The sequence below is a fragment of the Massilia sp. 01N410 genome (assembly GCF_056399665.1).
The window spans coordinates 52,359-73,597 of record NZ_JBFTRV010000007.1 but is presented as its reverse complement, the minus strand read 5'-3'; the positions used below and the strand labels follow the sequence as shown (position 1 = coordinate 73,597).

Annotated in this window: 24 protein-coding genes and 1 riboswitch; of the genes, 13 read left to right on the top strand and 11 right to left on the bottom strand. The window is 68.3% G+C overall.

Annotated elements, in window-relative coordinates:
* Positions 1–28: 28 nt before the first annotated feature.
* Positions 29–361: a DMT family transporter gene (locus AC1DOP_RS11615; RefSeq protein WP_477251231.1), complete on the bottom strand. Its 333-nt coding sequence runs from the start codon at positions 359–361 to the stop codon at positions 29–31.
* Between the two features lie 69 nt (positions 362–430).
* Between AC1DOP_RS11615 and AC1DOP_RS11610 the strand changes: the two genes are divergently transcribed.
* The 6 genes from AC1DOP_RS11610 to AC1DOP_RS11585 all read left to right on the top strand — a co-directional run bounded on the left by AC1DOP_RS11610 (position 431) and on the right by AC1DOP_RS11585 (position 3,716).
* Positions 431–979 carry a TlpA family protein disulfide reductase gene (locus AC1DOP_RS11610; protein WP_442121510.1) on the top strand — a complete coding sequence of 183 codons (549 nt, stop codon included), beginning with the start codon at positions 431–433 and terminating at the stop codon, positions 977–979.
* A 79-nt stretch (positions 980–1,058) separates the two neighbouring features.
* Positions 1,059–2,183, top strand: a complete 1,125-nt coding sequence (locus AC1DOP_RS11605; RefSeq protein WP_477251229.1) for a transglutaminase-like domain-containing protein — start codon at positions 1,059–1,061, stop codon at positions 2,181–2,183.
* 13 nt (positions 2,184–2,196) lie between these two features.
* Positions 2,197–2,550: a mercuric transporter MerT family protein gene (locus AC1DOP_RS11600; RefSeq protein WP_442121512.1), complete on the top strand. Its 354-nt coding sequence runs from the start codon at positions 2,197–2,199 to the stop codon at positions 2,548–2,550.
* A gap of 10 nt (positions 2,551–2,560) precedes the next feature.
* Positions 2,561–2,848: a mercury resistance system periplasmic binding protein MerP gene (gene merP / locus AC1DOP_RS11595; RefSeq protein WP_442121513.1), complete on the top strand. Its 288-nt coding sequence runs from the start codon at positions 2,561–2,563 to the stop codon at positions 2,846–2,848.
* A gap of 96 nt (positions 2,849–2,944) precedes the next feature.
* On the top strand, positions 2,945–3,346 hold the full coding sequence (locus tag AC1DOP_RS11590; protein ID WP_442121514.1) for a hypothetical protein: 402 nt from the start codon (positions 2,945–2,947) through the stop codon (positions 3,344–3,346).
* A gap of 49 nt (positions 3,347–3,395) precedes the next feature.
* Positions 3,396–3,716 carry a hypothetical protein gene (locus AC1DOP_RS11585; RefSeq protein ID WP_477251226.1) on the top strand — a complete coding sequence of 107 codons (321 nt, stop codon included), beginning with the start codon at positions 3,396–3,398 and terminating at the stop codon, positions 3,714–3,716.
* Positions 3,717–4,027: 311 nt separating this feature from the next.
* On the opposite strand, the gene mntP is transcribed toward AC1DOP_RS11585, so the two are convergent.
* The 3 genes from mntP to wrbA all read right to left on the bottom strand — a co-directional run bounded on the left by mntP (position 4,028) and on the right by wrbA (position 5,782).
* Positions 4,028–4,594, bottom strand: coding sequence for a manganese efflux pump MntP (mntP, locus tag AC1DOP_RS11580; RefSeq protein WP_442121516.1), 567 nt, complete (start codon positions 4,592–4,594; stop codon positions 4,028–4,030).
* 9 nt (positions 4,595–4,603) lie between these two features.
* Positions 4,604–4,788: riboswitch (yybP-ykoY riboswitch) on the bottom strand.
* Between the two features lie 197 nt (positions 4,789–4,985).
* Complete coding sequence (locus tag AC1DOP_RS11575; protein WP_442121517.1) at positions 4,986–5,186, bottom strand: hypothetical protein; 201 nt, start codon at positions 5,184–5,186, stop codon at positions 4,986–4,988.
* Positions 5,183–5,782 carry an NAD(P)H:quinone oxidoreductase gene (wrbA, locus tag AC1DOP_RS11570; protein ID WP_442121518.1) on the bottom strand — a complete coding sequence of 200 codons (600 nt, stop codon included), beginning with the start codon at positions 5,780–5,782 and terminating at the stop codon, positions 5,183–5,185. Before wrbA ends, AC1DOP_RS11575 begins: the two co-directional genes overlap by 4 nt.
* A gap of 138 nt (positions 5,783–5,920) precedes the next feature.
* On the opposite strand from wrbA, the gene AC1DOP_RS11565 reads away from it, so the two are divergent.
* Positions 5,921–7,720, top strand: coding sequence for a sensor histidine kinase (locus AC1DOP_RS11565; RefSeq protein ID WP_477251222.1), 1,800 nt, complete (start codon positions 5,921–5,923; stop codon positions 7,718–7,720).
* Positions 7,721–7,782: 62 nt separating this feature from the next.
* Here the strand turns inward: AC1DOP_RS11565 and AC1DOP_RS11560 are convergent, their stop codons facing one another.
* A complete protein-coding gene (locus AC1DOP_RS11560) occupies positions 7,783–8,061 on the bottom strand; it encodes a substrate-binding domain-containing protein (protein WP_442121520.1) in 279 nt (92 codons plus the stop codon).
* Between the two features lie 149 nt (positions 8,062–8,210).
* Between AC1DOP_RS11560 and AC1DOP_RS11555 the strand changes: the two genes are divergently transcribed.
* Both AC1DOP_RS11555 and AC1DOP_RS11550 read left to right on the top strand, forming a co-directional pair.
* Complete coding sequence (locus tag AC1DOP_RS11555; protein ID WP_442121521.1) at positions 8,211–8,519, top strand: hypothetical protein; 309 nt, start codon at positions 8,211–8,213, stop codon at positions 8,517–8,519.
* A gap of 195 nt (positions 8,520–8,714) precedes the next feature.
* A complete protein-coding gene (locus AC1DOP_RS11550) occupies positions 8,715–11,165 on the top strand; it encodes a sensor domain-containing protein (RefSeq protein WP_442121522.1) in 2,451 nt (816 codons plus the stop codon).
* Here the strand turns inward: AC1DOP_RS11550 and AC1DOP_RS11545 are convergent, their stop codons facing one another.
* Entirely contained in the window at positions 11,166–12,131 is a 966-nt protein-coding gene (locus tag AC1DOP_RS11545) for a diacylglycerol/lipid kinase family protein (protein WP_477251219.1), read from the bottom strand.
* Positions 12,132–12,265: 134 nt separating this feature from the next.
* Here AC1DOP_RS11545 and AC1DOP_RS11540 point away from each other — a divergent pair, with 134 nt between their 5' ends.
* Positions 12,266–12,871 carry a TetR family transcriptional regulator gene (locus tag AC1DOP_RS11540; RefSeq protein ID WP_477251217.1) on the top strand — a complete coding sequence of 202 codons (606 nt, stop codon included), beginning with the start codon at positions 12,266–12,268 and terminating at the stop codon, positions 12,869–12,871.
* Positions 12,872–12,896: 25 nt separating this feature from the next.
* Here the strand turns inward: AC1DOP_RS11540 and AC1DOP_RS11535 are convergent, their stop codons facing one another.
* A complete protein-coding gene (locus AC1DOP_RS11535) occupies positions 12,897–14,024 on the bottom strand; it encodes a branched-chain amino acid ABC transporter substrate-binding protein (RefSeq protein ID WP_477251215.1) in 1,128 nt (375 codons plus the stop codon).
* Positions 14,025–14,109: 85 nt separating this feature from the next.
* On the opposite strand from AC1DOP_RS11535, the gene AC1DOP_RS11530 reads away from it, so the two are divergent.
* Genes AC1DOP_RS11530 through AC1DOP_RS11520 form a run of 3 tightly spaced genes read left to right on the top strand, consistent with a single transcriptional unit; the run spans position 14,110 to position 15,933 of the window.
* The gene (locus tag AC1DOP_RS11530) at positions 14,110–14,991 is read left to right on the top strand and encodes a MaoC/PaaZ C-terminal domain-containing protein (RefSeq protein ID WP_442121526.1); all 882 of its coding nucleotides are present in this window, start codon (positions 14,110–14,112) and stop codon (positions 14,989–14,991) included.
* Between the two features lie 38 nt (positions 14,992–15,029).
* Complete coding sequence (locus tag AC1DOP_RS11525; protein ID WP_477251213.1) at positions 15,030–15,467, top strand: universal stress protein; 438 nt, start codon at positions 15,030–15,032, stop codon at positions 15,465–15,467.
* Positions 15,468–15,480: 13 nt separating this feature from the next.
* The gene (locus AC1DOP_RS11520) at positions 15,481–15,933 is read left to right on the top strand and encodes a universal stress protein (protein ID WP_442121528.1); all 453 of its coding nucleotides are present in this window, start codon (positions 15,481–15,483) and stop codon (positions 15,931–15,933) included.
* Here the strand turns inward: AC1DOP_RS11520 and AC1DOP_RS11515 are convergent.
* The 4 genes from AC1DOP_RS11515 to AC1DOP_RS11500 all read right to left on the bottom strand — a co-directional run bounded on the left by AC1DOP_RS11515 (position 15,930) and on the right by AC1DOP_RS11500 (position 21,219).
* On the bottom strand, positions 15,930–16,850 hold the full coding sequence (locus tag AC1DOP_RS11515) for a hypothetical protein (RefSeq protein ID WP_442121539.1): 921 nt from the start codon (positions 16,848–16,850) through the stop codon (positions 15,930–15,932). The genes AC1DOP_RS11520 and AC1DOP_RS11515 overlap by 4 nt on opposite strands.
* Before the next feature lie 5 nt (positions 16,851–16,855).
* Positions 16,856–19,258, bottom strand: a complete 2,403-nt coding sequence (locus tag AC1DOP_RS11510) for an LTA synthase family protein (RefSeq protein ID WP_477251210.1) — start codon at positions 19,256–19,258, stop codon at positions 16,856–16,858.
* Positions 19,252–20,499, bottom strand: coding sequence for a YaiO family outer membrane beta-barrel protein (locus AC1DOP_RS11505; RefSeq protein WP_442121530.1), 1,248 nt, complete (start codon positions 20,497–20,499; stop codon positions 19,252–19,254). Before AC1DOP_RS11505 ends, AC1DOP_RS11510 begins: the two co-directional genes overlap by 7 nt.
* 171 nt (positions 20,500–20,670) lie before the next feature.
* Positions 20,671–21,219 (bottom strand): flavin reductase family protein, encoded by a 549-nt coding sequence (locus AC1DOP_RS11500; RefSeq protein ID WP_442121531.1) that lies wholly within the window; start codon positions 21,217–21,219, stop codon positions 20,671–20,673.
* Positions 21,220–21,239: the final 20 nt, after the last annotated feature.

Below are 21,239 nucleotides of genomic sequence, written 5' to 3'. Positions count from 1 at the left end.
GCGGGAACGACAGGCACCTGCAGCAGGCCTAGTGCCCAGCCGTCTTCGAAAACAGATTCATCACCAGCACCCCGGCCACGATCAGCGCCATCCCCACCAGCGCCCCGGCATCCAGCCGCTGCCCGTACAGCAACCAGCCCGCCAACGCAATCAGCACGATCCCGACCCCCGACCACACCGCGTACGCCACTCCCAGCGGTATTGAACGCAAGGTCAGCGCCAGCATATAGAAGGCAATGCCATAGCCCAGTACCACCAGTGCCGAAGGCAGCGCGCGGGTAAAGCCGGCGCTGGCTTTCAGGGCCGTGGTGGCCACGGTTTCGGCAAGGATGGCGATCGCCAGGAAGACCCAGTTATTCATCTTGACACCATATTCATGAGCGAAAGCGCGATTATCCGTGCAGAACCCGGCAGGCGCCAGTCTGGTATCATGACGCCCTTTCTCCCAGCCGTAGCGACGCCGATGCAGACCAGGACCATCCGCCGTTTCTTCGCGCTTGCAGCATGCCTGCTGGCGGGCACGGCAGGCGCCGCCGATGCCATGCTGAAGCCCTGGCCGGCCATGCAGGCGACACCTGCCCTGCGCCTGAGAGACCTGCAGGGCAAGGAATGGTTGCTGAGCCAGTTGCGCGGCAAGGTGGTGGTGGTGAATTTCTGGGCCAGCTGGTGCGGTCCCTGCGTGGACGAGCTGCCGGTGCTGAATGCGCTGGCGCGCCAGGATCCGGACAAGGTGGCCGTGGTGGGCGTCAACTACAAGGAACCGCTCGACACCATCGAGCGCTTCTCCGGCGCCCATCCCTTCGCCTACCCGGTGCTGCGCGACCGCTCCGGCGACATGTTCCGGCAGTGGACCGCCGGTGTGATGCCGACCACCATCCTGGTCGACCGCCAGGGCCGCGCACGCTGGCGCAGCGTGGGCGAGATCGGGGCCGGCGATACCCGCCTGAAGGCGGCGATCGACGCCCTCGTGGCAGAATGAAGAGCACCAGGAACAACGCATAAGCGACGACAATAAGCAACGCCAATAAGCAACGACATCCAGACAGGAAGAATCGACCATGAAAGACAGCAAACCGACGAACCGCCGACACCTGCTCAAGGCCGCCACCGGCGTCCTGCTGGCCGGCGCCCTGCCGCGCACCCTGCTGGCGCAGACCGCCGCCGCCGAAGCGGAGCGCCACTTCGACCCGCGTCCGGGCGACTGGAAGAGCTACGAAGTGGTCACCCGCGTGAACCTGCAGCGAGCCTCCGGCCCGTCGACGGTCTGGATTCCACTGCCCTCGGTCGACACCGACTGGCAGCGCACGCTGTCGAACAACTGGTCGGGCAACGCCAAGAGCATGAAGGTGGGCAACGACCCGCACTACGGCGCCCGCTTCCTGGTGGCCGAATTCGACGGCTCCGCACCGCCCAGGCTGGAAGTGGTCTCGCGCATCCAGACCCGCGACCGCGCCGAGAACTGGAGGACCCGCACCCCGGGCGTCGAATCCTCGGACGACCTGAAACTGTGGCTGCAGCCGACCGACCTGATGCCGCTGGACGGCATCGTGAAAAAGACCGCGCTGCAGATCACCTCCGGCGCGAAGACCGATGAAGGCAAGGTCCAGCGCATCTACGACTGGATCGTGCTGAACACCTTCCGCGAACCGAAAGTGCGTGGCTGCGGCACCGGCGACATCAAGACCATGCTGGAGACCGGCAACTTCGGCGGCAAGTGCGCCGACCTGAACGGCCTGTTCGTCGGCCTGTGCCGCGCCGCCGGCGTGCCGGCGCGCGACGTCTACGGCATCCGCATCGCACCGAGCGCCTTCGGCTACCGCGAACTGGGCGGCAAGCCGGCGTCCCTGCAGGGTGCCCAGCACTGCCGCGCCGAGGTCTATCTGAAGCAGCACGGCTGGGTTGCGATGGATCCGGCCGACGTCGCCAAGGTCATGCGCCAGGAAACCCCGAGCTGGATCAAGGATCCGGACCACCCGCTGGTCGCGCCGGTCCGCCAGGCCCTGTTCGGCGGCTGGGAAGGCAACTGGATGGGCTACAACTTCGCCCACGACGTACGCCTGCCCGGCTCGAGCGCCGGCAAGGTCGGCTTCCTGATGTACCCGCAGGCCGAAAGCCATGGCGAGGCCTACGACTCGCTGGCGCCGGACAGCTTCGCGTACACCATCACCGCGCGCGCCATCTGAGCGCGAGCCGACGATGCGCCAACCGACCGACCGCAAACTCGGGGGCATCATGGCGTTTGCCGTGCTGGCCTCGATCCTGGCCTCCACCTGCTGCGTGCTGCCGCTGGTGCTGGTCCTGGTCGGCATTACCGGCGCCTGGATGGTCCACCTGACGGCGCTGAAGCCGTTGACCCCGTACGCGATCGCGCTCACCCTGGGCGCGCTCGGCTGGGCCGGCTGGCTGCTGTTCCGGCCGGCCGCGGCCTGCGCGGTCGACGACCCGGCCTGCGCCACCACCCGCCCGTCCATGCGCAAACTCTTCGCCGGCTGCGCCGTGTTCATCGCCCTGCTGCTGGGCTTCCCGCTGATCGCTCCCCTGTTCTATTGAGACCACGACCATGAAAACGCTGAACGCCGTTTCCCTCATCGTCCTGCTGGGCGCCGCGCCCTTCGCGCTGGCCAAGCAGCAGACCGTCAAGCTGAACGTGCCGACCATGGATTGCGCCACCTGCCCGATCACGATCAAGGCGTCCTTGTCCAAGGTGCCGGGCGTGAGCAAGGTCCAGGTCAGCTACGCGAAGCGCGAAGCCGTGATCGTCTACGACGACGCCCAGGCCACCGTGGCCGACCTCAAGAAGGCCACCGAAGACGTCGGCTATCCGTCGATGCTGAAGACGGCGCGATAGCCTGAATCGCTGACCGCAGGAAAGAACTGTTCCCTTCGTAATAGTTTGGAACAATTTCGTTCCGTGCGCGGCTGACTGCAGGATTACGATTCCTGCATGAACTTTACTTTTTCTTCAACCGACGCCGGCGTCTGCGCCGTCAAGCTGTGGGCCAGCGGGCGCTACGGCTTCTCCCTGCCGAAGAAGGTCGACATCGTCACCGCAGGCGGCATGACCGCCACTTTCCTGTACTACAACCGGAAGATGCGGCTCACGGCCGAACTCAGCAACCGTGCCATCGTCAAGATCGCCATCGCCCAGTTCCTGGCCGGCGAAGGCCGTGGTGCGGAACCCACCGAAATCGACCACACCACCCCTCCCTACGAGGGACCGTTGACGCCGATCCGCTCCAACACGCCGCGCGCACCGCTGCGGGTGCGGCCGGGAAAGCTCCATGCGCGCATGCGGCCCGAGTTGTATCCGGAACCGCAGCGCGGGCAGAGCCTGGCGGACCAGTAGGAAAGACGAGACCATCATGCGACACCAGTTCACACCAGGACAGCTCCGCATGCTCATCCAGCGCGCGGAAACACAGTTCGAACAGACCATCGCCCAATCGCTGGCAATCGATCCCGGCGGCACACACATCGCGCGCGCCTTGCACGCTGCCGTGCACGAATCGGTGGTCGGCCTGATCAAGCTGTTCCGCGACCAGATCCCCGGGGCAGCCGAGGTCGCGACCAGGCTGGCCCGCATGTACGCCAAGGGCGCGGATGCCAACGCCGGCGCACCCACCCTCGACTGCCTGCGCGCCATCGCCCAGCTCACGCGCGAGACCCGCGAGCGTTACCTGCCAGTGCCGGAGGGCGCCGAAGCGGAAGGGCGGTAGACCCGCACGTAGTCGACCAGCATGGGTTGCGGAAAGCTGCTCGAACACCCGCTCGCCCATGACCAGGTCGGGGCGCGCTGTGGTAGAGGATGCCGTCGCGGTACCTGCGGATCTCGCGCGGCTCCCATTCCACCGCATACACGTGGAAGTCGTCGGAAAGGTCGGCGGCGAAGTCCCCAACTAGACCACCTGCTTCGTGAACAAGTCGCGCCTGAAGGTCGACGGCACCCCTTGGGGTACGCTGGTGCTGAAGGACTTCCACCGGTCGATCCGCGGCCTGATGAAGTCGCGCGCCGGCCACGGCGCCTGAATCAACCCGCGCCCAGGTGCTCGTACAGGATCAGCGCACCGATCGCAATCAGCACGAAACCGCCGATCAGCTCCGCCCGCTTGCCGACCAGGTGCCCCAGGCCGCGCCCAAGCATCACGCCGATGGTCACCATCACGAAGGTGGCCAGGCCGATCGCGCCGGCGGTGGCGACGATATTCGCGTCGATGAAGGCGAGGCTGGCGCCGACCACCATGGCGTCGATGCTGGTGGCGAAACCGGTGATCGCCAGCAGCCAGAAGGCGTGACTGCTCGGCTTTTCCTCATCCTCATCGTCCGCGCTCAGGCTGGCGTAGATCATGCGCAGCCCCAGCGCCCCCAGCAGGGTGAAGGCGATCCAATGATCCCAGGCTTCGACGTAGGGGGCCGCCACCTTCCCCATGGCCCAGCCGACCAGAGGCGTCAGGCCTTCGATCACGCCGAAGATCAGGCCCGTGCGCAGTGCTTCCTTGAGGTGGGGACGATGCAGGGCTGCGCCCTTGCCGATGGCGACGGCGAAGGCGTCGGTGGACATGGCAAGCGCGATGGCTAGCGTGGCGGCTACATTCATGAATATCTCACTGGCCGGGCAGAGACGATGGCATACCCGCACGGCCCAGCCTGAGCACGCGGAATGCCAAAGGTCTTGCCAACCGAGACGGCTGCCCGTACCACGTCGCGACGGTGCAGTCAAACGGCGACGAGTATGTTGATACGAGCGCTTCCGCATGACGCGGAAGCAGGCTACTCCCCAATGGGTGCCGATATCTTACACGAAGCCTCATAAAAAACACAGCGGGGCGTTGCGGCACGGCTGGATCTATCGCGCGTAGTCACAGCCATTATGGACATGCTCGCCCTTCGTGAAGCCGCTGCCAGGGAATCCGGTGCCTCGACCATTATCTCTATTGACGCCTTCTCAGACTTCCAGTGCGGGTTCAAAAAACGCCCTCCCGGCGCTTTCAGGCGGCCTTGCGTCGGCATCCGGCAGCCTCCGACAGCGATGCGCGCAGGCTCACGCTGACCGGGAATTTGCGGGTCACCGGACGCTTCATGTCGTAGTACAGGTTGAGCAGCGCGTTGATGCCGTTCTGGGTCATCTCGCGCCACGGCATGTGGACCGAGACGAGGGCGCAACCGTGAACGCGCTGTCTCGGGATCACCCAAACAACTTCGCCGCCGTCTTCGCCACCAGGTCCCCCTGGAAGCGCGCCCCGTCCAGCTCCAGCTGGCTGGGCTGCCGCTGCCCTTGCCCGCCCGCGATGGTGCTGGCCCCGTAGGGACTGCAGCCGGTGATCTCGTCGAGGGTCATCTGGCCGGCGAAGCTGTACGGCAGGCCGACCACCACCATGCCGAGGTGCAGCAGGTTGGTGATGATGGAGAACTGGGTGGTCTCCTGGCCGCCGTGCTGGGTCGCGCTCGAGGTAAAGGACGCGCCGACCTTGCCGTGCAGGGCGCCGCGCGCCCACAGGCCGCCGGTCTGGTCGAGGAAGGCCGCCATCTGCGAGGGCATGCGGCCGTAGCGGGTCGGCGCGCCGATGATGATGGCGTCGTAATCCGGCAGCTCGTCGACGGTGGCGATCGGCGCCTGCTGATCGAGCTTGAAGTGCGCCGGCCGCGCGATGTGTTCGGGCACGGTCTCCGGCACGCGCTTGAGTGCCACCGTGGCCCCGGCCGCGCGCGCCCCTTCGGCCACCGCCTCCGCCATCTTTTCGATGTGGCCGTAGGTGGAGTAATACAGAACCAGTACTTTCGCCATGCCGTCCTCCCGGGTAGATGTGTCAGTGCCGGGCCTCATGCTATCCCAAAGCGCCGGGCCGGGACGCGCGCGTGAAATGCCGAGCACGGTCACGGGAGTGCACGTACAATGTAGCTTCTTAGCAATTTCTTAAGCCGGATGAAAGCCCGTACTTACCTGATCCTGATGGCGGCGGCCATCCTGGTGCCCGTGGTGCTGATCGCCTCGGTGGGCCTGAGCCGGCTGCTGGACTCGGAACGGGCATCGCGCATCCGCGGCGTGCAGGAGACCGGACGCGCCACCGCCCTCGTGATCGACCGCGAGATCGCCGTCGCCGACGCTTCGCTGCGCGGGATCGTCAACTCCGAGGCCCTGCGCCGCGCCGACTTCGCCCAGCTGCACCGCGAAGCCAGCGCCATGAACCGCGGCACGCCCTGGTCCTGGACCCTGCTGATGGACTACGACGGCACGCCCAGGCTGAACACCCTGGTGCCCTGGGGCTCGCCGCTGCCGGACTACAAGGCGAAATGGGTCGGCGATGTCTACGAGGCCCAGAAGACCCGCGTCTCCGGCTACTTTCTCGGCATCCTGGCGAAGCGTCCCACGATCTCGATCGACGTGCCGGTGCCGCGCGTGCTTGGCGAGCGCTACGTGGTCAGCCAGATCTTCGATGCCGCCTACTTTGCGCGTGTGTTCGACGACCCGGCCATCGGCCGCGACTGGGTGATCACGATCTTCGACGCCAGGGGCATCTCGATCGCCCGCAACCGCAACGCCGAAGAGCTGGTCGGCAAGCCGGTGCGCCCCGAGCTGTACCAGGCCTCGCGGCGCCAGCCGAACGGCATCCTGCGCCACACCACCCACGACGGCGTCGACGTCTACAGCGTCTACACCCGCGCGCCGCTGTCCGGCTGGACCCTCGCGATCGGGGTGCCGGCGCCCGAGATCGAGGGACCGGCGCGCACCGCCACCCTGTACGCGGCCCTGGCCCTGCTGGGCGTGATGGGACTGGCGATCGGCATCGCCGTGTTCCTGGCCAAGCGGCTCTCGGTATCGCTGGACCAGGCCCACGCGGCGGCCCAGGCCCTGGCCGGCGGCGCCGAACCGGCCGGTGCGCCGACCCGGGTCGTCGAAGTCGACACCCTGCTCGACGGCCTGCGCCGCACCAGCAGCGACCTCGCGCGCGAACGCGGCGCCCGCCAGCAGCTGCAGGACGAGCGCGAAGCCCTGCTGCGCAGCGAACAGGAGGCGCGGCGCGAGGCCGAGGGCCAGAGCCATGCCAAGGACGCCTTCCTCGCCATGCTGAGCCACGAGCTGCGCAACCCGCTGGCGGCGATCGCCGGCGCGCTGCAGGTGCTCGACCTGCCGGGCGTGAAGCCGGAGCTGGCCGCCCACGCGCGCGAGATCGGCCGGCGCCAGGTGCGCCACCTGACCCGCATCGTCGACGACCTGCTCGACGTGCGCGGCATCCTGTCCGGCAAGGTGACACTCAAACGCTCGCGCATCGATGCCGGCGCCCTGCTGCGCCAGTGCTGCGCGACGCGCGAACTGGCCGATGCCGGCGCCCACGTTTGGAAGGTCGAAGCCGGCGCGCTGTGGATCGACGCCGACCCGACCCGCCTCGAGCAGATCTTCGCCAACCTGCTGCATAACGCGATCAAGTACACGCCGGCCGGCGGCAGCATCGCGGTGCGCGCCCGCGCCGCCGGGACGCAAGCCGTGATCGAAGTGGCCGATACCGGGGTCGGCATCGCCGCCGAGGTCCTGCCGACCATCTTCGACGTGCTGGTGCAGGGACCGACCGCGATCGACCGGTCACAAGGTGGACTCGGGCTCGGGCTCGCGCTGGTGAAGGAGCTCACCGCGCTGCACGGCGGCAGCGTGGATGCGCGCAGCGCTGGTCCGGGGATGGGTTGTACTTTTACGCTGCGTTTTCCGTTGGCGGTGGCGGCGGCGTAGGCGGCGCGTTACCGTCGTCCCCGCGAAACAGTGTTTCAGTAATACGGACTCCGGACCCTCATTCAGGCGCTCTCGCGTTCGCGCAGGGTGAAGCCGAGGTCGATGCGGCGCGCCGGCGGCGTCTTGCCCGCGATGACGTCCAGCAGCAGCGACGCCGCGCGGTAGCCGACCTGGTAGCGCGGGGTTTCGACCGTGGTCAGCGAGGGCACCAGTTCCGGCTGGCCGATGGCGCGCGAAGCGTCCATCGTCGAGACCCCGGCGCGCACCGCCACCTGCTCCAGCGTGGCCCTGCCCGAACCCCGTCCAGCACCTCGTCCCTTGCCTGTGCCGCTACTGCTCATCGATTTCGTCCGACCCTGGATTGCGCCATGCCCTGGCAGGTTTGTCAATGTCATGTCCGAGTGATCCTACGCACCGTCCGCCTGTTTTCCGATTGTCCGCCGCCGTGGGCGGCCTACCATGGAGGCTTCGGCACGGAATAGGAGCGCATATGCCCAGTAACCAGGAATACAAAGGCAAAGGCACCAAAGGCCGCAACCATGATGAACTCAGCGGCGTAGGCACCAGCAGCGCCGGCAGGACCGGCACCGCTGGCAACCTCAACGACGGCGGCCGCGATCGCGGCATCGGATCGCCCGACCTCGCCGACTCGGGCAACCTGCAATCGGCCAACGCCGGCCAGCCGGGCGGCACCCCGGCCCAGGGTAGCTCCCAGCGCGGGCAGGCGAATCCGGGCAACAGCCAGCAAGGAGGATTAAGTAATCAGCAACAGGGCAAGCAAGACAAACAGCAACCTTGACCACCTCGAGCGGCGGGCGCCCTGCCCGCCGCGTCTCCCCTTCCGCCGACGTCGGAAGATTCTGAACTGTCGCTAACACGCACCAGTCCGCTGGAAGTTTCCATGTGGAATGATTATACTCGGCCGCGCAGATTCTACCTGGTGCGCATAAGCTCCGCCCCCCATCCCCAGTCGCTCCCCGAACGGAACCACAACATGAATGCGCCGGCCCCGATTGCCCTTGCCGCCAATGCGCAGTTGCGCATCGACGATGCCCTCGAAGAGCTGAAACGTTCGCGCGAGCGCATGGACGCCATGCTGGAGAACATCGGCGACGCCTTCTTCGCTGTCGACCGCGACTGGCGCATCATCTACGCCAACCGCAAGGCCGCCAGTTTCGTCGACATCGAAATCGGCGATGCCCTCGGCCTGCCCCTGCTGGAAGTGGCGCCCGCGCTCGAAGGCAGTTCGCTGATGGACTGCTACCGCCAGGCGATGGCCAGCGGTCAGCCCGGCATCGTCGAAGCCTGCTGGGGGCCGACCGGCGAGTGGGTCGAGGCGCGCGCCTACCCGACCCCGGACGGCCTGTCGGTCTACTTCCACAACATCACCGAAAAGCGCCGCGCCACCGAAGCGGTACGCAAGAGCGAGCAACGTTTCCGCAACCTGTTCCAGCAGGCCGGCGACAGCATCCTGATCACCGACCGCGAGCTGCGCATCATCGCCGCCAACGGGCGCGCCTGCGCCCACTTCGGCTACCGCGAGGACGAGATGATCGGCCTCTCGGCGCGCGCGATCGACAGCGGCTTCACTTACGGCCCGCACCTGCTGGACAGCCTGCGCCAGGGCCGGACCCACCTGCTGCGCATCACCAAGCGGCGCAAGGACGGCAGCACCTTCCCGGCCGAGGTGCACGTATCGCGCTTCGAGGACGGCGACCAGGAATTCTTCCAGGCGATCATCCGCGACCTGACCGAACGCGAGGAAGCCGAACGCCAGCTGCGCGACAGCGAACAGCGCTTCCGCGAAGTGATCGAAATGACGCCGGCCGGTTATGTGGTGGCGAATGCCGAAGGCCGCATCCTGGACGTCAACCCGGCCCTGTGCGCGCTCTCGGGCTACCCGCGAGAGACCCTGGTCGGCTCGCGCCTGGCGCGCCTGTTCGAAACCTTTCCCTGGGACGAGTTCGAACCCGGCCAGCAGGGCCATGCGACCGTGCAGGGCTTCGACGCCGTGCTGCGCCATGCCGCCGGCCACACATTGCACGTGCTGCTGAACGGCAGCACGCGCTGCGATGCCGACGGCCGCCTCGAGTCCATCACCGGCCTGCTGACCGACATCACCGGCCGCAAGCAGGCCGAGAGCCGCCTGCAGGAACTGGCCACCCACGACACCCTGACCGGCCTGCCGAACCGCGCCCTGCTGCACGACCGCCTGCAACACATGCTCGCGAACTGCGCGCCCGGCCAGGCGGTGGCCGTGATGTTCCTCGACCTCGACCGCTTCAAGGAAGTCAACGACTCCTTCGGCCACGACCACGGCGACGTGCTGCTGTGCGAAGTCGCCGCCCGGCTGCGCAGGATTCTGCGCCCGGCCGACATGGTGGCGCGCCTGGGCGGCGACGAATTCGTGGTGGTGGCCGCCTGCACCGGCGGCGCGGCCGATGCCGGCCGCGCCGCCGCGCGCATCGCCGCCAAGCTGCTGGAGGCGCTGACCCTGCCGGTGGCGGTCGGGAGCCAGGACGTGGTGGTCGGTGCCTCGATCGGCATCAGCATGTACCCGCGCGACGCCGCCACCCGCGAGCTGCTGTTCCAGACCGCCGACACCGCGATGTACCGTGCCAAGGCCGAGGGCCGCAACCGCTACCGATTCTTCGAGCCTGAGATGACGGTGGCGGCGCGCGCCCGCATGGCGCTCGAACTGTCGCTGCGGCCGGCGCTGGCGCGCGAGGAGTTCGAGCTGCACTACCAGCCGCGCGTCGACCTGCGCAGCATGGCGGTAGTCGGCATGGAGGCGCTGATCCGCTGGCGCCATCCGCAGCAGGGCATGGTGCCGCCGCAGCAGTTCATCGGCATCGCCGAAGAGACTGGGCTCATCAATCCGATCGGACGCTGGGTACTGCGCGAAGCCTGCCGCCAGACGCGCCGCCTGGTCGACGAGTTCGACAGGCCGATCCGCGTGTCGGTGAACGTCTCGGCACGCCAGCTGGCCCAGCCGGGCTTCGTGGCCGAAGTGCGCGAAGCGCTGGCCGACGCCGGCCTGGCGCCGTCGAGCCTGGAACTGGAGCTGACCGAGAGCGCCCTGATCGAAGACCTGCAACGCACCGCCGCCATGCTGGCCGAGCTGCAGGCGCTCGGCGTCAAGCTGGCGGTCGACGATTTCGGTACCGGCTATTCCGGCCTGGCCTACCTGCGCCGCCTGCCGATCGACGTGCTCAAGCTGGACCGCTCCTTCGTGCTGCAGGACGACGGCCGCATCAGCGCCTTCGATTTCGTGAAGGCCTTCGTCGACATGGCCCACGCGCTGCAGATGTCGGTGGTGGCGGAAGGCGTGGAGACCGCCGAGGTGCTGGACTTCCTGCGCGCGGCGTCCTGCGACGAGGCCCAGGGCTATCTGCTCGGCCGTCCGCTGCCGCTGGCGGATCTGCGCGCCTTGTTGCAGGGCTGATCAGGCCGCGCCGGGCGGCTGTTCCAGCGCATCCGCCACCAGCAGCGCCAGCCGGCCTTCCAGCGCCTCGAAGCGCAGCGGCAATGCCAGCTGGCAGACCTCGCCGTCGACCGCCACCTTGACGCGGCGGCGCCCGGACATCAGCGGCGCGCGCACCGTCATGCCGCGGAAGGCGAAGGCCCGCACGTCCTCGGCCTGGCCGAGCCGTCCCAGCGCACCGCGCAGCACCAGCGCCAGCATGCGCAGCCGTCCCACCGGGCGCGGGGCGATCGCCGCCAGCCGCCCTTCCTCCACTGCGTGGTCGAGCGGCTGCATGCCGACCTGTTCCATCTGCAGGCGGTTGTTCCCGACGAACAGGGTCGGGGTCCTCAGGCGCTGCGTATGCCCGTCCAGATCGATCGCGATACGCAGGTTGCGGTGCCGTCCCGATACCGTCTTCAGCGCCGACAGCAGGGCCACGACGCGGCTGCGCCCGAACTGGTGCTTGTCGTGCTCGCGCTCCTCGAGCAGGCGCGGATACAGGCCGACGCTGGCGTTCACCAGGAAGCTGCGGCCGTTGACCAGGCCCACCTGCACATGGCGCACCCGCGCGCGCAGCAGCGCATGCACCGCCTCGCGCAGGTCTTCGGGAATGCCGTGGGTGCGGCCGAAGTAGTTGAAAGTGCCCTGCGGCAGGACGCCGAACACGCAGCCGCGGCACACCGCCTCGTGCGCTACCGCGTTGAGAGTGCCGTCGCCGCCGGCCGCCACCAGGACGCCGCCTTCGCGCGCGGCCCGCTCCGCCACCGCGGCGGCGATTTCCGGCAGGCGGGAGCCGTCCTTCACGACCTCCAGCTCGCAGCGCCGGCCGGCCCGTTCGATCACCTCGCGGATGGTGGCGCAGCGCAGGCCGGTGTCGGTGCGGCCCGAACCGGCATTCAGCACGATATGAAACGGCGCATCGGGCCGGGGATCCTGCATGACCATCGTGAAACTGTCCTCCTGCTCGCTGGCGTCTTTACAGGATAGCAGTTGCTGACGAAGGGCCGATTACGCTTGCCGCGCAGGCTGTCGCCAATTCTGCGACGCGGCGCGCCCACCCCGGGAGTTATAATAGTGACATGAGAACCAGCAAGGAAAAAAGCGCCGAAAACAGGGCTTCCCTGGTCCGGGCCGCCAGCAAGCTCATTCGCGAGCGCGGCATCGACGGTGTCGGCGTGGCGGAGATCAGCAAGGAGGCCGGCCTGACCCATGGGGCACTGTACGCACACTTCCGTTCGAAAGAAGAACTGGCGATGGCCGCCCTGTCGTTCGGCCTCGAGCAGACCCGCGTGCGCCTCGAGGAACACGGGCGCGACGGCATGCCGGGCCTGGCGCGTTTCGTCGACCATTTCCTGTCGGCCGACTGCCGCGACGACTACGCCGGCGCCTGCCCGATCTCGGCCTCGGCCAGCGAGATCGGCCGCCAGGACCGCGCCATCAGCCTGCGGTTTTCGGCGGGTTACCTGGACATGGTGCGCACCTTCGAGCGCGAGCTCGAAGCCGCCCAGCCCGGCAACGACGCGCATGGCCGCGCGCTGACCCTGGTGGCGACCCTGGTGGGCGCCCAGGCCGTGGCGCGCGGCGCCGCCAAGGGCGACCCGGCGCTGTCGGAACGGGTGCTGAGCGCGGCCCGTAAAGTGATCGGCGAGAGCATCGTGGCGCCGGCGGACAGCCCGGCGCGCTGAGGCCCCGCGGACGCCCGGTGGGGGCTTATTTTGTGACCGCGAGCTGGGTGCGGTGACCGCCCTTGAAGGTGTACAGGGTGATGGTGCCGTCGCGGATGTCCCCGTGCGGATCGAAGGCGATATTGCCGGTCACGCCCTTGTAACGGATCTTCGCCAGTTCCGGCAGGTATTTCGCCGGCGCCGAGGAACCGGCCTTGTTCATCGCCTCGGCCAGCAGCATGGTCGCATCATAGGAATACGGTGCGATGATCTGGACGTCGATGCCGAAGCGCTTGCGATAAGCAGCGCGGAAGTTTTCCATGCCGGCCTTGCCCGATTCTTCCACGCCGCCGGCTTCCGCACACACCACCTGGCCGTCGGCCATGGTGCCGCCGGACAGCTTGTGCATCTCGTCCGAGCAGATGCCGTCGCCGCCCATCATCTTGACGTTCAGGCCGAGCTGCTTCATCTGGCGCAGCATCGGACCGGCCACCGCGTTCATCCCGCCGAAGAACACCAGGTCCGGATTGCTGGCGCGGATGCGGGTCAGGATCGCCGAGAAGTCGGTCGCCTTGTCGTTGGTGAACTCCTTCGCCACCACGTTCACGCCCTGCTGGCGCAAGCCGTTGACGAACTCGGTGACCAGGCCCTGGCCGTAGGCGGTGCGGTCGTCGATCACGGCGACGCGCTTGGCGGCCATGTTCTTGACCGCGTAGCGGCCCAGCGCGCGGCCGAGCTGGATGTCGTTGGCGACCACGCGGAAGGTGGTGTTGAAGCCCTGGCGCGTGTAGGCCGGATTGGTCGAGGAGGCGGTGATCTGCGGGATGCCGGCATCGAAGTAGATCTTCGAGGCCGGGATGGTGGTGCCCGAGGTCTCGTGGCCGATCACGCCGTTGACCTTGGCATCGGCGAGCTTCTGGGCCGCCGCCGTCGCCTGCTTCGGTTCGCCGGCGTCGTCCTCGGCCACCAGCTGCCACTTGACCTTGCGTCCGCCTATCGTTGCGCCGCGTGCATTAAGCGCGTCGATCGCCATGCGGACGCCGTTTTCGCTATCCTTGCCGAAGTGGGCCACCGGTCCTGTCATCGCGGCCACGTGGCCGATGCGAACGACTTCCTGGGCCGGTGCCAGGCCTGCGGCCGTCAGGGCAGCCAGGGCAAACGCGTACTTCTTCATTCCATCCTCGTATATACAGGTGATTCTTTATATCAAAAACGATATGTTACAGCGGAAAGCCATAACTAACAACTGTTGACAAGCCATGTCGAAACTTTCATTGTCCCTTCCGCTGCCGCCGATGTCCGCGGCGACCCTGCTGCGCGCGCTGTTCAAGCGGCCGGCGCCCTCCTCCGCCGCGACGGCGGCGCCGACCCGCTACCGGCTCGACCGCATCGAGGAGGCCAGCGTGGCCCGCTACCGCGCCGCCCTCGGTTTCGAAGGCACCCACATCCCGCTCACCTGGTACTACCTGCCGGCCCAGCGCGCCCACCTGGCGACCATGCTGGGCGCCTCCTTCCCCTTCCGCGTGGTCGGCGCCATCCACGTCGACAATGCGCTGGAAGCCGGGAGGACGCCGGCGCCCGGCCGCCCGCTGGAACTGCTGACCGAGGTGAAGGTCGAACCGCCGGCCGCCAACGGCGCCGTGCACGCCCTGCTGGACACCCGCGCGATCCAGGACGGCGAACTGGTGTTTATCTGCCGCAGCAACTACCTGGTGGTGCGCGGCACACGCGCGGGCCACCACCACCGCCCCGCCGCACCGGAAGCGCCGAAGCCGGCGCCGATCGCCGGCTGGCAGCTGTCCGCCACCAGCGGACGCGAGTATGCCTCGGTGTCGGGCGACTGGAACCCGATTCACCTCTGGCCCTGGACCGCGCGGCTGATGGGCCTGAAGGCGCCGATCATCCAGGGCATGCACACCCTGGCCCGCAGCTGCGCCGAACTGGAGCGCGCCGGCGGGCGCCGCGTGCTCCGGCTGGACGGCCGCTTCCGCGCGCCGATCGAACTCGGCGCCCGGGTGGCGCTGGCGGCCGAGCTCGAAGGCGGCCGCTACACGGTCGAGAGCGGCGGACGCCTGGCCGTCGAGGGCGGATTTGCATTTGATTCAGGTCAAACTATACTGGATGCATATCCACCATCCTGAATGAACCAGCCAACTGGGACATTCATGGAGGGAAAGCCATGTATAAGCGCATCCTGATCCCGAGCGACGGTTCCGAAGCCTCCGAACGCGCGATCCTGGCCGGCGTCGATTTCGCCCGCGAAGTCGGGGCCGAGGTCGTGGGGCTGACCGTGACGCCGCCCTTCCGCGTCGTCACCGCCGACAGCGGCATGCTGGAAGACACGCCCCAGCAGTTCGATGCCGCCAGCAGCGCCCGCGCCCGCCGCATCCTGGCCGTCATCGAGGACGCCGCGCGCAATGCCGGCGTGCCTTGCCGCAGCGAACACGCGGTCGAGGACGATCCCTGGGCCGCCATCATCGGCGCCGCCCGGCGCCTGGGCTGCGACCTGATCGTGATGGCCTCGCACGGACGCCATGGGTTGAAGGGTCTGCTGCTGGGCAGCGAGACCCAGAAGGTGCTGGTGCACGGCACGATCCCGGTGCTGGTCCACCGCTGACAGGGGTACCATCATGTACCAACGCATCCTCGTTCCCACCGACGGCACCGAATTGTGCAGCGGTGCCCTCGCCGCCGCCCTCGAACTGGCGGCGCTCGGCGGCGGTTCCATCCTCGGCCTGCATGCCGGGCCGCCCGCACGGCTGGAGCCCCTGGCCGACGAAGACCCGGTGCGCGCCGCCTGGCTCAAGGAACGCGAACGCAACGGCGCCGACGCCCTGGCCTGGATCGCGCGCCGCGCCGCCGAAGCCGGCATCCCCTGCGAGACCCTGCTGCTGCCCTATGAAAGCCCGGCCGCGGCCATCGTCGACACCGCGCGCGACCGCCATTGCGACCTGATCGTGATGGCCTCCCACGGGCGCGGCGGCCTGCGCGCGCGGCTGCTGGGCAGCGAGACCTGGAAGGTGCTGAGTATCTGCGCGATTCCGGTGCTGGTGGTGCGCGGGCCTTCCAACGGAGGATCCTAGTCGAGACCCAGCCAGCGGCGGTAGGAGGCGTAGTGATGCACCACGAAGCCGCCAAAGGAGCGCATGCCGCCCACGCTGCGCGAGGTCGCCGCCAGCTCGCGCTCCAGGTCGGGCTCGCCCAGGTGATTGAACGACACCTTCTTCAACTCGTTCGGCATGGTTTCGATGCCGATCAGGACCGGGCGGCCAATGGTCTCGCCATACGCCAGCTCGTCCATCGCATGGCTGACCAGGCCGTCGCCGCCGTCCGCATGGTCGCGGTAATCCATCAGCGCCACGTAGTCGTAGATGTCCTGCACGTGCTGGTTGACCGGCTTGCGCCTGCCATGCCAGTCGAGCTGGATGCCGTCCAGCCAGAACGGGATGGCGGGGCCGATCGGCAGCGCCTGGCCCGACTGGGCCTTCACCCGCATCAGGGTATCCGACATGTCGAGGAAGTTGGCCAGCAACTCCATCTTGCGGGTCGACCACTCGGCGAGGATATGAGGTTCGATGTCGAGGTTGATGCCGTCGAAGCGTTCTTCGGGGGCCGCAGCCTTGTTATAGTCGAGCACGCGCTGGAGCATGGCGACGGCCTCCTCGCGGTGGCGCGGCAGCACATAGCGCTCGGTGTTCAGGTAGCCCGAACCCAGCAGGGCGTAGACCTTCAGGCCGGACCCGTGCAGGCGGCGCAGCAGGCGGCGGTAGCGCTCCGGTTGCGAAACGATCAGGTTGCGGCCGCGCCAGGCGTCGGCGTACAGGTAGACGGTGCCGATCGATTTCGTCTTCAGGAAGGCGATGCCCTGGGCAGCCATGCCCTCGCTCTCGAGCATGGCGTAGGACTCGCCTTCCCAGGTCCAGATCGCCCGCGGGCCGGCCGTCTCTGCGGCATGCGCACTGCCGGCGACGAGCGCAGCCAGCAGCGCGGTACGCAGCATTTGCCTCACAGCGGCATCTCCACGTGGTACTGGCCGATGCCGATCGAGCGCCCGGTCTCGGGATGCGAAGGAATCACGGACACGAAATAGGTCCCCTGCGGCAGCTTGCCCAGCCTGGCCGGCAGCGCAATCTTCAGAGTGGCGCCCGCTTCCATGGTCCGCGGCGCGCCGGCGACTTCGACGACTTCGAGTCCGCCGGCAGTGCTGATCACCAGCAGCGGCACGAAGGCGCGCGAGGCCGTGGTCGACTCGTTGTGCAGGGTCGCCTCGACCATCGCCGCCCCGTCGGGTCCCGGCGCCGCCGCGCGGCGCACATTGGAGACGCCCACACCGCCGCCCTCGGCCGCCAGCGCCACGCTGCGCAGATTGCGGCTGGTGGCGCCATAGGCTGCCAGCGCGTCGACGGCATCCGGCGGCGCCAGCTCGGGAGAGCGGCCGGCCACGGCGTTCGCCTGCAGGAAGGACTGGAACTGGGCCCGTGCCACCGATAACGCCTTGCCTTCCGGCGCGCGGTCGGTCCGCATGCCGTCGGCCAGCGCATACAGCCGGCCTTGCGCCAGGTAGACGGTGCCGGACACGAAGTCGCTCAGCTCGGTCTTGGTCTGCTTGAGCGGGACCACGTGCAGGTTGCGGAAAGCCGCCTCGGTATCCAGGCCGGTGCCGAGCCAGGTCACGGCCGGCGGCGATTTCAGGCCGTGATTGTTCGAGAGGTAGGCCAGCAGCGAGGGCGCGATGTCGAACTGGGAACTGACCGACTTGATGGCGCGCGGCTGCTTCAGCAGCGGCGAGTAGACGATCAGCGGTACGTGGTAGCGCTCGATGCGGGTGTCCATCGGCAGCTCGGGCAGGCGGTGGTCGCCGGTGATCACGAAGATGGTGTTCTCATAGCCCGGCAGCTTCTTCGCGCCGTCGAAGTAGCGGCGCAGCGCGTCGTCCGTGTAGAGGACGCTGGCGAAGATCTCGCGCTGGGCCGCATAGCCCGGGTTAGCGTTCGGCGCGATGCCCAGCTGGGCCAGGCGCTGCCCCACCTTCTCCATGTAGCGCGGTTTGTCCGGGAAGGTGAAGGGGTCGTGCATGCTGGTGGTCTGGATGATCGTCAGCGACGGCGCCTGCGTCTCCTTTGCCGCAATGCTTTCCCTGCGCAGGGTCATGTCGACCAGCTCGCCGTCGGCATAGCCCCAGTCGTTGCTGCGCTGGGCCGGCGGGCCGTAATCGCGCTCGCTGACGAACTGCTCGACACCTTCCTGGCGCAGGAACCTGCCTTCGTTGTCGAAGTCGAGGTCGGACCCGCTGTAGAACCCCAGGCGGTAGCCCTGGGACTTCAGCACGCTCAGGATGGACGCGTGGCGCGGCGCCTTGTCGCCGAGCGCGGCCAGGCCGTTCTCGCCGAAAGGCAGCGATCCGAACATCGTGGTCAGCACGCCGAAGGTGCGGCCCTGGCCGGACAGGAAGTTCTCGAAATACAGGCTGCGGCCGGCCAGTTCGTCGAGGAAGGGCGTGAAGCTGCCCAGGCGGGCGCCGGGACCGGAGAAATTGCGGCCCAGGCCTTCGACGATGATGAAGACCAGGTTCGGCGGCGTACCGGCGCGGCGTTCGAACAGCGGGCCGAGCGTGTCCGGCGTGCGCTCCGGATGCAGGAAGGGATAGCGCGCGTCCTTGTCGGCCCAGGGCAACTCGCCTGAGCGGTGTTCGACCGCTGTGCCGCCGCCGCTGCCCATCAGGTGGGCCAGGTTGCGGTCGGCAAAGTAGGCGGTCTTGTTCAGCAGGTAGTCGATGCTGGCTTCGCTCTGGGCGGCGGTGGGCGCGTAATGGTCGGGCAGGAAGGCGAAGGCCAGCAGGCTCGCGGCGCCGAAGATCAAGCTACTGCGCGCGTCCGCGCGCGGCCACCAGGGACGGCCGCAGGCCCGAAGCGCCAGCCACAGCACGGCCAGCGCGCATGCCAGAGCCGCCACCAGCGGCACATCGGCGCGCCAGCCGCCGCCGACCGTGGTCGCGACTTCGGCGCTGGTATAGCCGAACAGGTCGGCGCCCAGCGGCACTCCGGCAACCCAGTGGTATTGCAGCAGGCCGGCCTGGGCCACCAGCAGCAGCGACCAGCAGACGCCCAGCAGCGCCCTGCGCCAGCGCGGGGCCGGCACCAGCGCCAGCAGCGGCGCGCCCAGCACGAACAGGAAACCGTAACGGAGCAGCGACAGCAGATCGTTCGCCAGCGCCGGCCCGAACAGGATCGAGACTTTCATGTCGCCGCCGGCGGCATGCCAGCTCTCGGCCACGCGCAGGCAGAGCCAGGCCAGCACCAGGGCCGGCAGGCAGCTGAGCACTTCGCCAAGGGCGGCGCCCAGGGCGCGGGCGGCCGGGCCGCGGTGTTTCGCCGGTGCGGCGGCCGGCTTGTCGGCCACTGCTACCATCGGCGGTACAGCGCGAAGGACAGGCCGCGCTCGTCGCCGCCGTTACCCGAGGCGGTATGCGAGAAGGTCGCGCCGATCTTGCCGCCCCATTGCGGGCTGAAGTAGCGCACCCAGGCAAGACCGCCGCCGCCCGAACGGGCGCGCCCGCCGACCAGGCTGAGGGGATCGTCGCTGCGGCCGCTGTTGACGCTCATTTCGAGGTAGTTGTCGGCGTCGCCGAGGTAGTACCAGCGTCCCAGCAGGCGCTCGCCGGTGCTGTGCGAACCCGACGACACGATGTCCTGGTGGCGCAGCTGGACGTAGAAATTGCCAAGGTATTTGGCGATGCTGGCGCCATAGATGTTGACGCGCGAATCGAATCCCAGCACGTCGTCGCTGAGCGAGGCCTCCCAGCCGCCGCCCAGGGCCTGCCAGACCTCGACGCGGCCGGAATTGGCCGGGAACAGGCGGCTGGCGGCCGAATGCTGGTAGCGCAGGTTGGCATAGGCGCCGCGCCACAGGCCGGTATAGGCATCCAGCGCCCAGGCGTAGTCATGCTCGCCGAAGCGGTGCGCGCGCAGGGTTTCGAAGGCGATCGAGCCGTTCGCCAGGTAGCGACGCACGCTGGCGGTCTGGTCGTTCCAGCGCGGGCCGTTGCCGACGTCGGTCCAGCTCGAGGCCAGGCTGGCGCCCCAGGCATAGCCGGCGGCGCTGGTGGCGTCCGGATTGCCGGCGGAGGGCACTGCGGGACGCGGCTGCAGGTCGGCCAGCAGGCCGTCGATCTCGCCGGCCTCGCCGCCGAGGGCGCGCGCGCGTTCGAGGTCGGCCTTCGCCTCGGCGGACTGGCCGAGGGCGCGCCGGGACCGCGCACGTGCGATATAGGCGGCCGGGTCGTTCGGGCGCAGGGCGACAAGCCGGTTCCAGGCTTCCAGCGCCTTCGCCGGCTGCTCGCTCCAGCGATAGGTATTGCCGAGCGCTTCCCACACGTCCGCATAATCGGGCGAGGCCTTCGCCGCCGCGCCGAGGTCGGCCTCGGCTTCGCTCCAGCGCCCCAGGCGGGCATACACGATGCCGCGGCCCAGCAGGACGTCGGGATTGCCCGGCGAACGGGTCAGCAGCGCCGAATAGGCGGCCAGCGCCAGCGCCGGCTGGCCGCCGTTGGCGAGGGCGCGCGCCCTGGCGTACTGGTCGTCGAAGGATGGGGCACTGGCTGGCTGAACCTGGGCGGGCGGATCGGAAGGAAGCTGGAAATCGATGGGCATGTAGGGAAAAGGCTGGGTGAAATCGGCGCGCGGGTTCGAGCCCCGCGCAGGCGAAACTGTGCCGGAGTCCCTGTATTGCGTCAAGGAAAGCGCCTGCCCTGTTCCCTATCTGTCGCGCAAAACCCTCAAAGCCTTTGCCGCTTCGTCATCGAAGCTGCAGGGCCGGCAAGCCTACTTCAGTCCGGGGCGGCTCAGGTCGACCGTAGGCCCGGACAGCATGAAGTGCCCGTCGCCGCGGTAATGCAGGGTCTCGGGGTAGCCCGGGGTCGACGCCACGCGCGCGGCCACCACTTCCCAGATGAAGAAGTTATAACGCTCGACCAGGCTGTCGTCGTGCAGCCGGCATTCGAACTGCGCGTGGCATTCGCGGATGGCGGGAGCGGCCACCAGCCGCGACGGCTGGGGCGTCAGGCCGAAAGCGTCGAACTTGTCGATGTCGGCGCCGCTGGTCGAGCCGATGCCCAGCACCGCTTCCGTCAACGCCGTCGTGGGCAGGTTGACCACGCATTCGCCGCTGCCGCGCACCAGCTCGAAACTGTGGTTGCTGGAAGCGATCACGCAGCCGACCAGCGAGGGCGAGAATTCCATGACCGTGTGCCAGCCCATGGTCATGATGTCGCGCCGGCCCTGCCAGGCGGAGGAGACCAGCACCACCGGGCCGGGTTCGAGATAGCGCCGCACCTGGTGCAGGGGCAGCTTGTGCTTGCGAGGGGTATCCATGCCTGCATGATGGCGCGGCG

Bases quoted from the DNA above. Each gene is read 5' to 3' on its own strand.
- AC1DOP_RS11615 (WP_477251231.1), bottom strand. From the start codon at position 361: ATGAATAACTGGGTCTTCCTGGCGATCGCCATCCTTGCCGAAACCGTG.
- AC1DOP_RS11610 (WP_442121510.1), top strand. From the start codon at position 431: ATGACGCCCTTTCTCCCAGCCGTAGCGACGCCGATGCAGACCAGGACC.
- AC1DOP_RS11605 (WP_477251229.1), top strand. From the start codon at position 1,059: ATGAAAGACAGCAAACCGACGAACCGCCGACACCTGCTCAAGGCCGCC.
- AC1DOP_RS11600 (WP_442121512.1), top strand. From the start codon at position 2,197: ATGCGCCAACCGACCGACCGCAAACTCGGGGGCATCATGGCGTTTGCC.
- merP (WP_442121513.1), top strand. From the start codon at position 2,561: ATGAAAACGCTGAACGCCGTTTCCCTCATCGTCCTGCTGGGCGCCGCG.
- AC1DOP_RS11590 (WP_442121514.1), top strand. From the start codon at position 2,945: ATGAACTTTACTTTTTCTTCAACCGACGCCGGCGTCTGCGCCGTCAAG.
- AC1DOP_RS11585 (WP_477251226.1), top strand. From the start codon at position 3,396: ATGCTCATCCAGCGCGCGGAAACACAGTTCGAACAGACCATCGCCCAA.
- mntP (WP_442121516.1), bottom strand. From the start codon at position 4,594: ATGAATGTAGCCGCCACGCTAGCCATCGCGCTTGCCATGTCCACCGAC.
- wrbA (WP_442121518.1), bottom strand. From the start codon at position 5,782: ATGGCGAAAGTACTGGTTCTGTATTACTCCACCTACGGCCACATCGAA.
- AC1DOP_RS11565 (WP_477251222.1), top strand. From the start codon at position 5,921: ATGAAAGCCCGTACTTACCTGATCCTGATGGCGGCGGCCATCCTGGTG.
- AC1DOP_RS11560 (WP_442121520.1), bottom strand. From the start codon at position 8,061: ATGAGCAGTAGCGGCACAGGCAAGGGACGAGGTGCTGGACGGGGTTCG.
- AC1DOP_RS11555 (WP_442121521.1), top strand. From the start codon at position 8,211: ATGCCCAGTAACCAGGAATACAAAGGCAAAGGCACCAAAGGCCGCAAC.
- AC1DOP_RS11550 (WP_442121522.1), top strand. From the start codon at position 8,715: ATGAATGCGCCGGCCCCGATTGCCCTTGCCGCCAATGCGCAGTTGCGC.
- AC1DOP_RS11545 (WP_477251219.1), bottom strand. From the start codon at position 12,131: ATGGTCATGCAGGATCCCCGGCCCGATGCGCCGTTTCATATCGTGCTG.
- AC1DOP_RS11540 (WP_477251217.1), top strand. From the start codon at position 12,266: ATGAGAACCAGCAAGGAAAAAAGCGCCGAAAACAGGGCTTCCCTGGTC.
- AC1DOP_RS11535 (WP_477251215.1), bottom strand. From the start codon at position 14,024: ATGAAGAAGTACGCGTTTGCCCTGGCTGCCCTGACGGCCGCAGGCCTG.
- AC1DOP_RS11530 (WP_442121526.1), top strand. From the start codon at position 14,110: ATGTCGAAACTTTCATTGTCCCTTCCGCTGCCGCCGATGTCCGCGGCG.
- AC1DOP_RS11525 (WP_477251213.1), top strand. From the start codon at position 15,030: ATGTATAAGCGCATCCTGATCCCGAGCGACGGTTCCGAAGCCTCCGAA.
- AC1DOP_RS11520 (WP_442121528.1), top strand. From the start codon at position 15,481: ATGTACCAACGCATCCTCGTTCCCACCGACGGCACCGAATTGTGCAGC.
- AC1DOP_RS11515 (WP_442121539.1), bottom strand. From the start codon at position 16,850: ATGCTGCGTACCGCGCTGCTGGCTGCGCTCGTCGCCGGCAGTGCGCAT.
- AC1DOP_RS11510 (WP_477251210.1), bottom strand. From the start codon at position 19,258: ATGGTAGCAGTGGCCGACAAGCCGGCCGCCGCACCGGCGAAACACCGC.
- AC1DOP_RS11505 (WP_442121530.1), bottom strand. From the start codon at position 20,499: ATGCCCATCGATTTCCAGCTTCCTTCCGATCCGCCCGCCCAGGTTCAG.
- AC1DOP_RS11500 (WP_442121531.1), bottom strand. From the start codon at position 21,219: ATGGATACCCCTCGCAAGCACAAGCTGCCCCTGCACCAGGTGCGGCGC.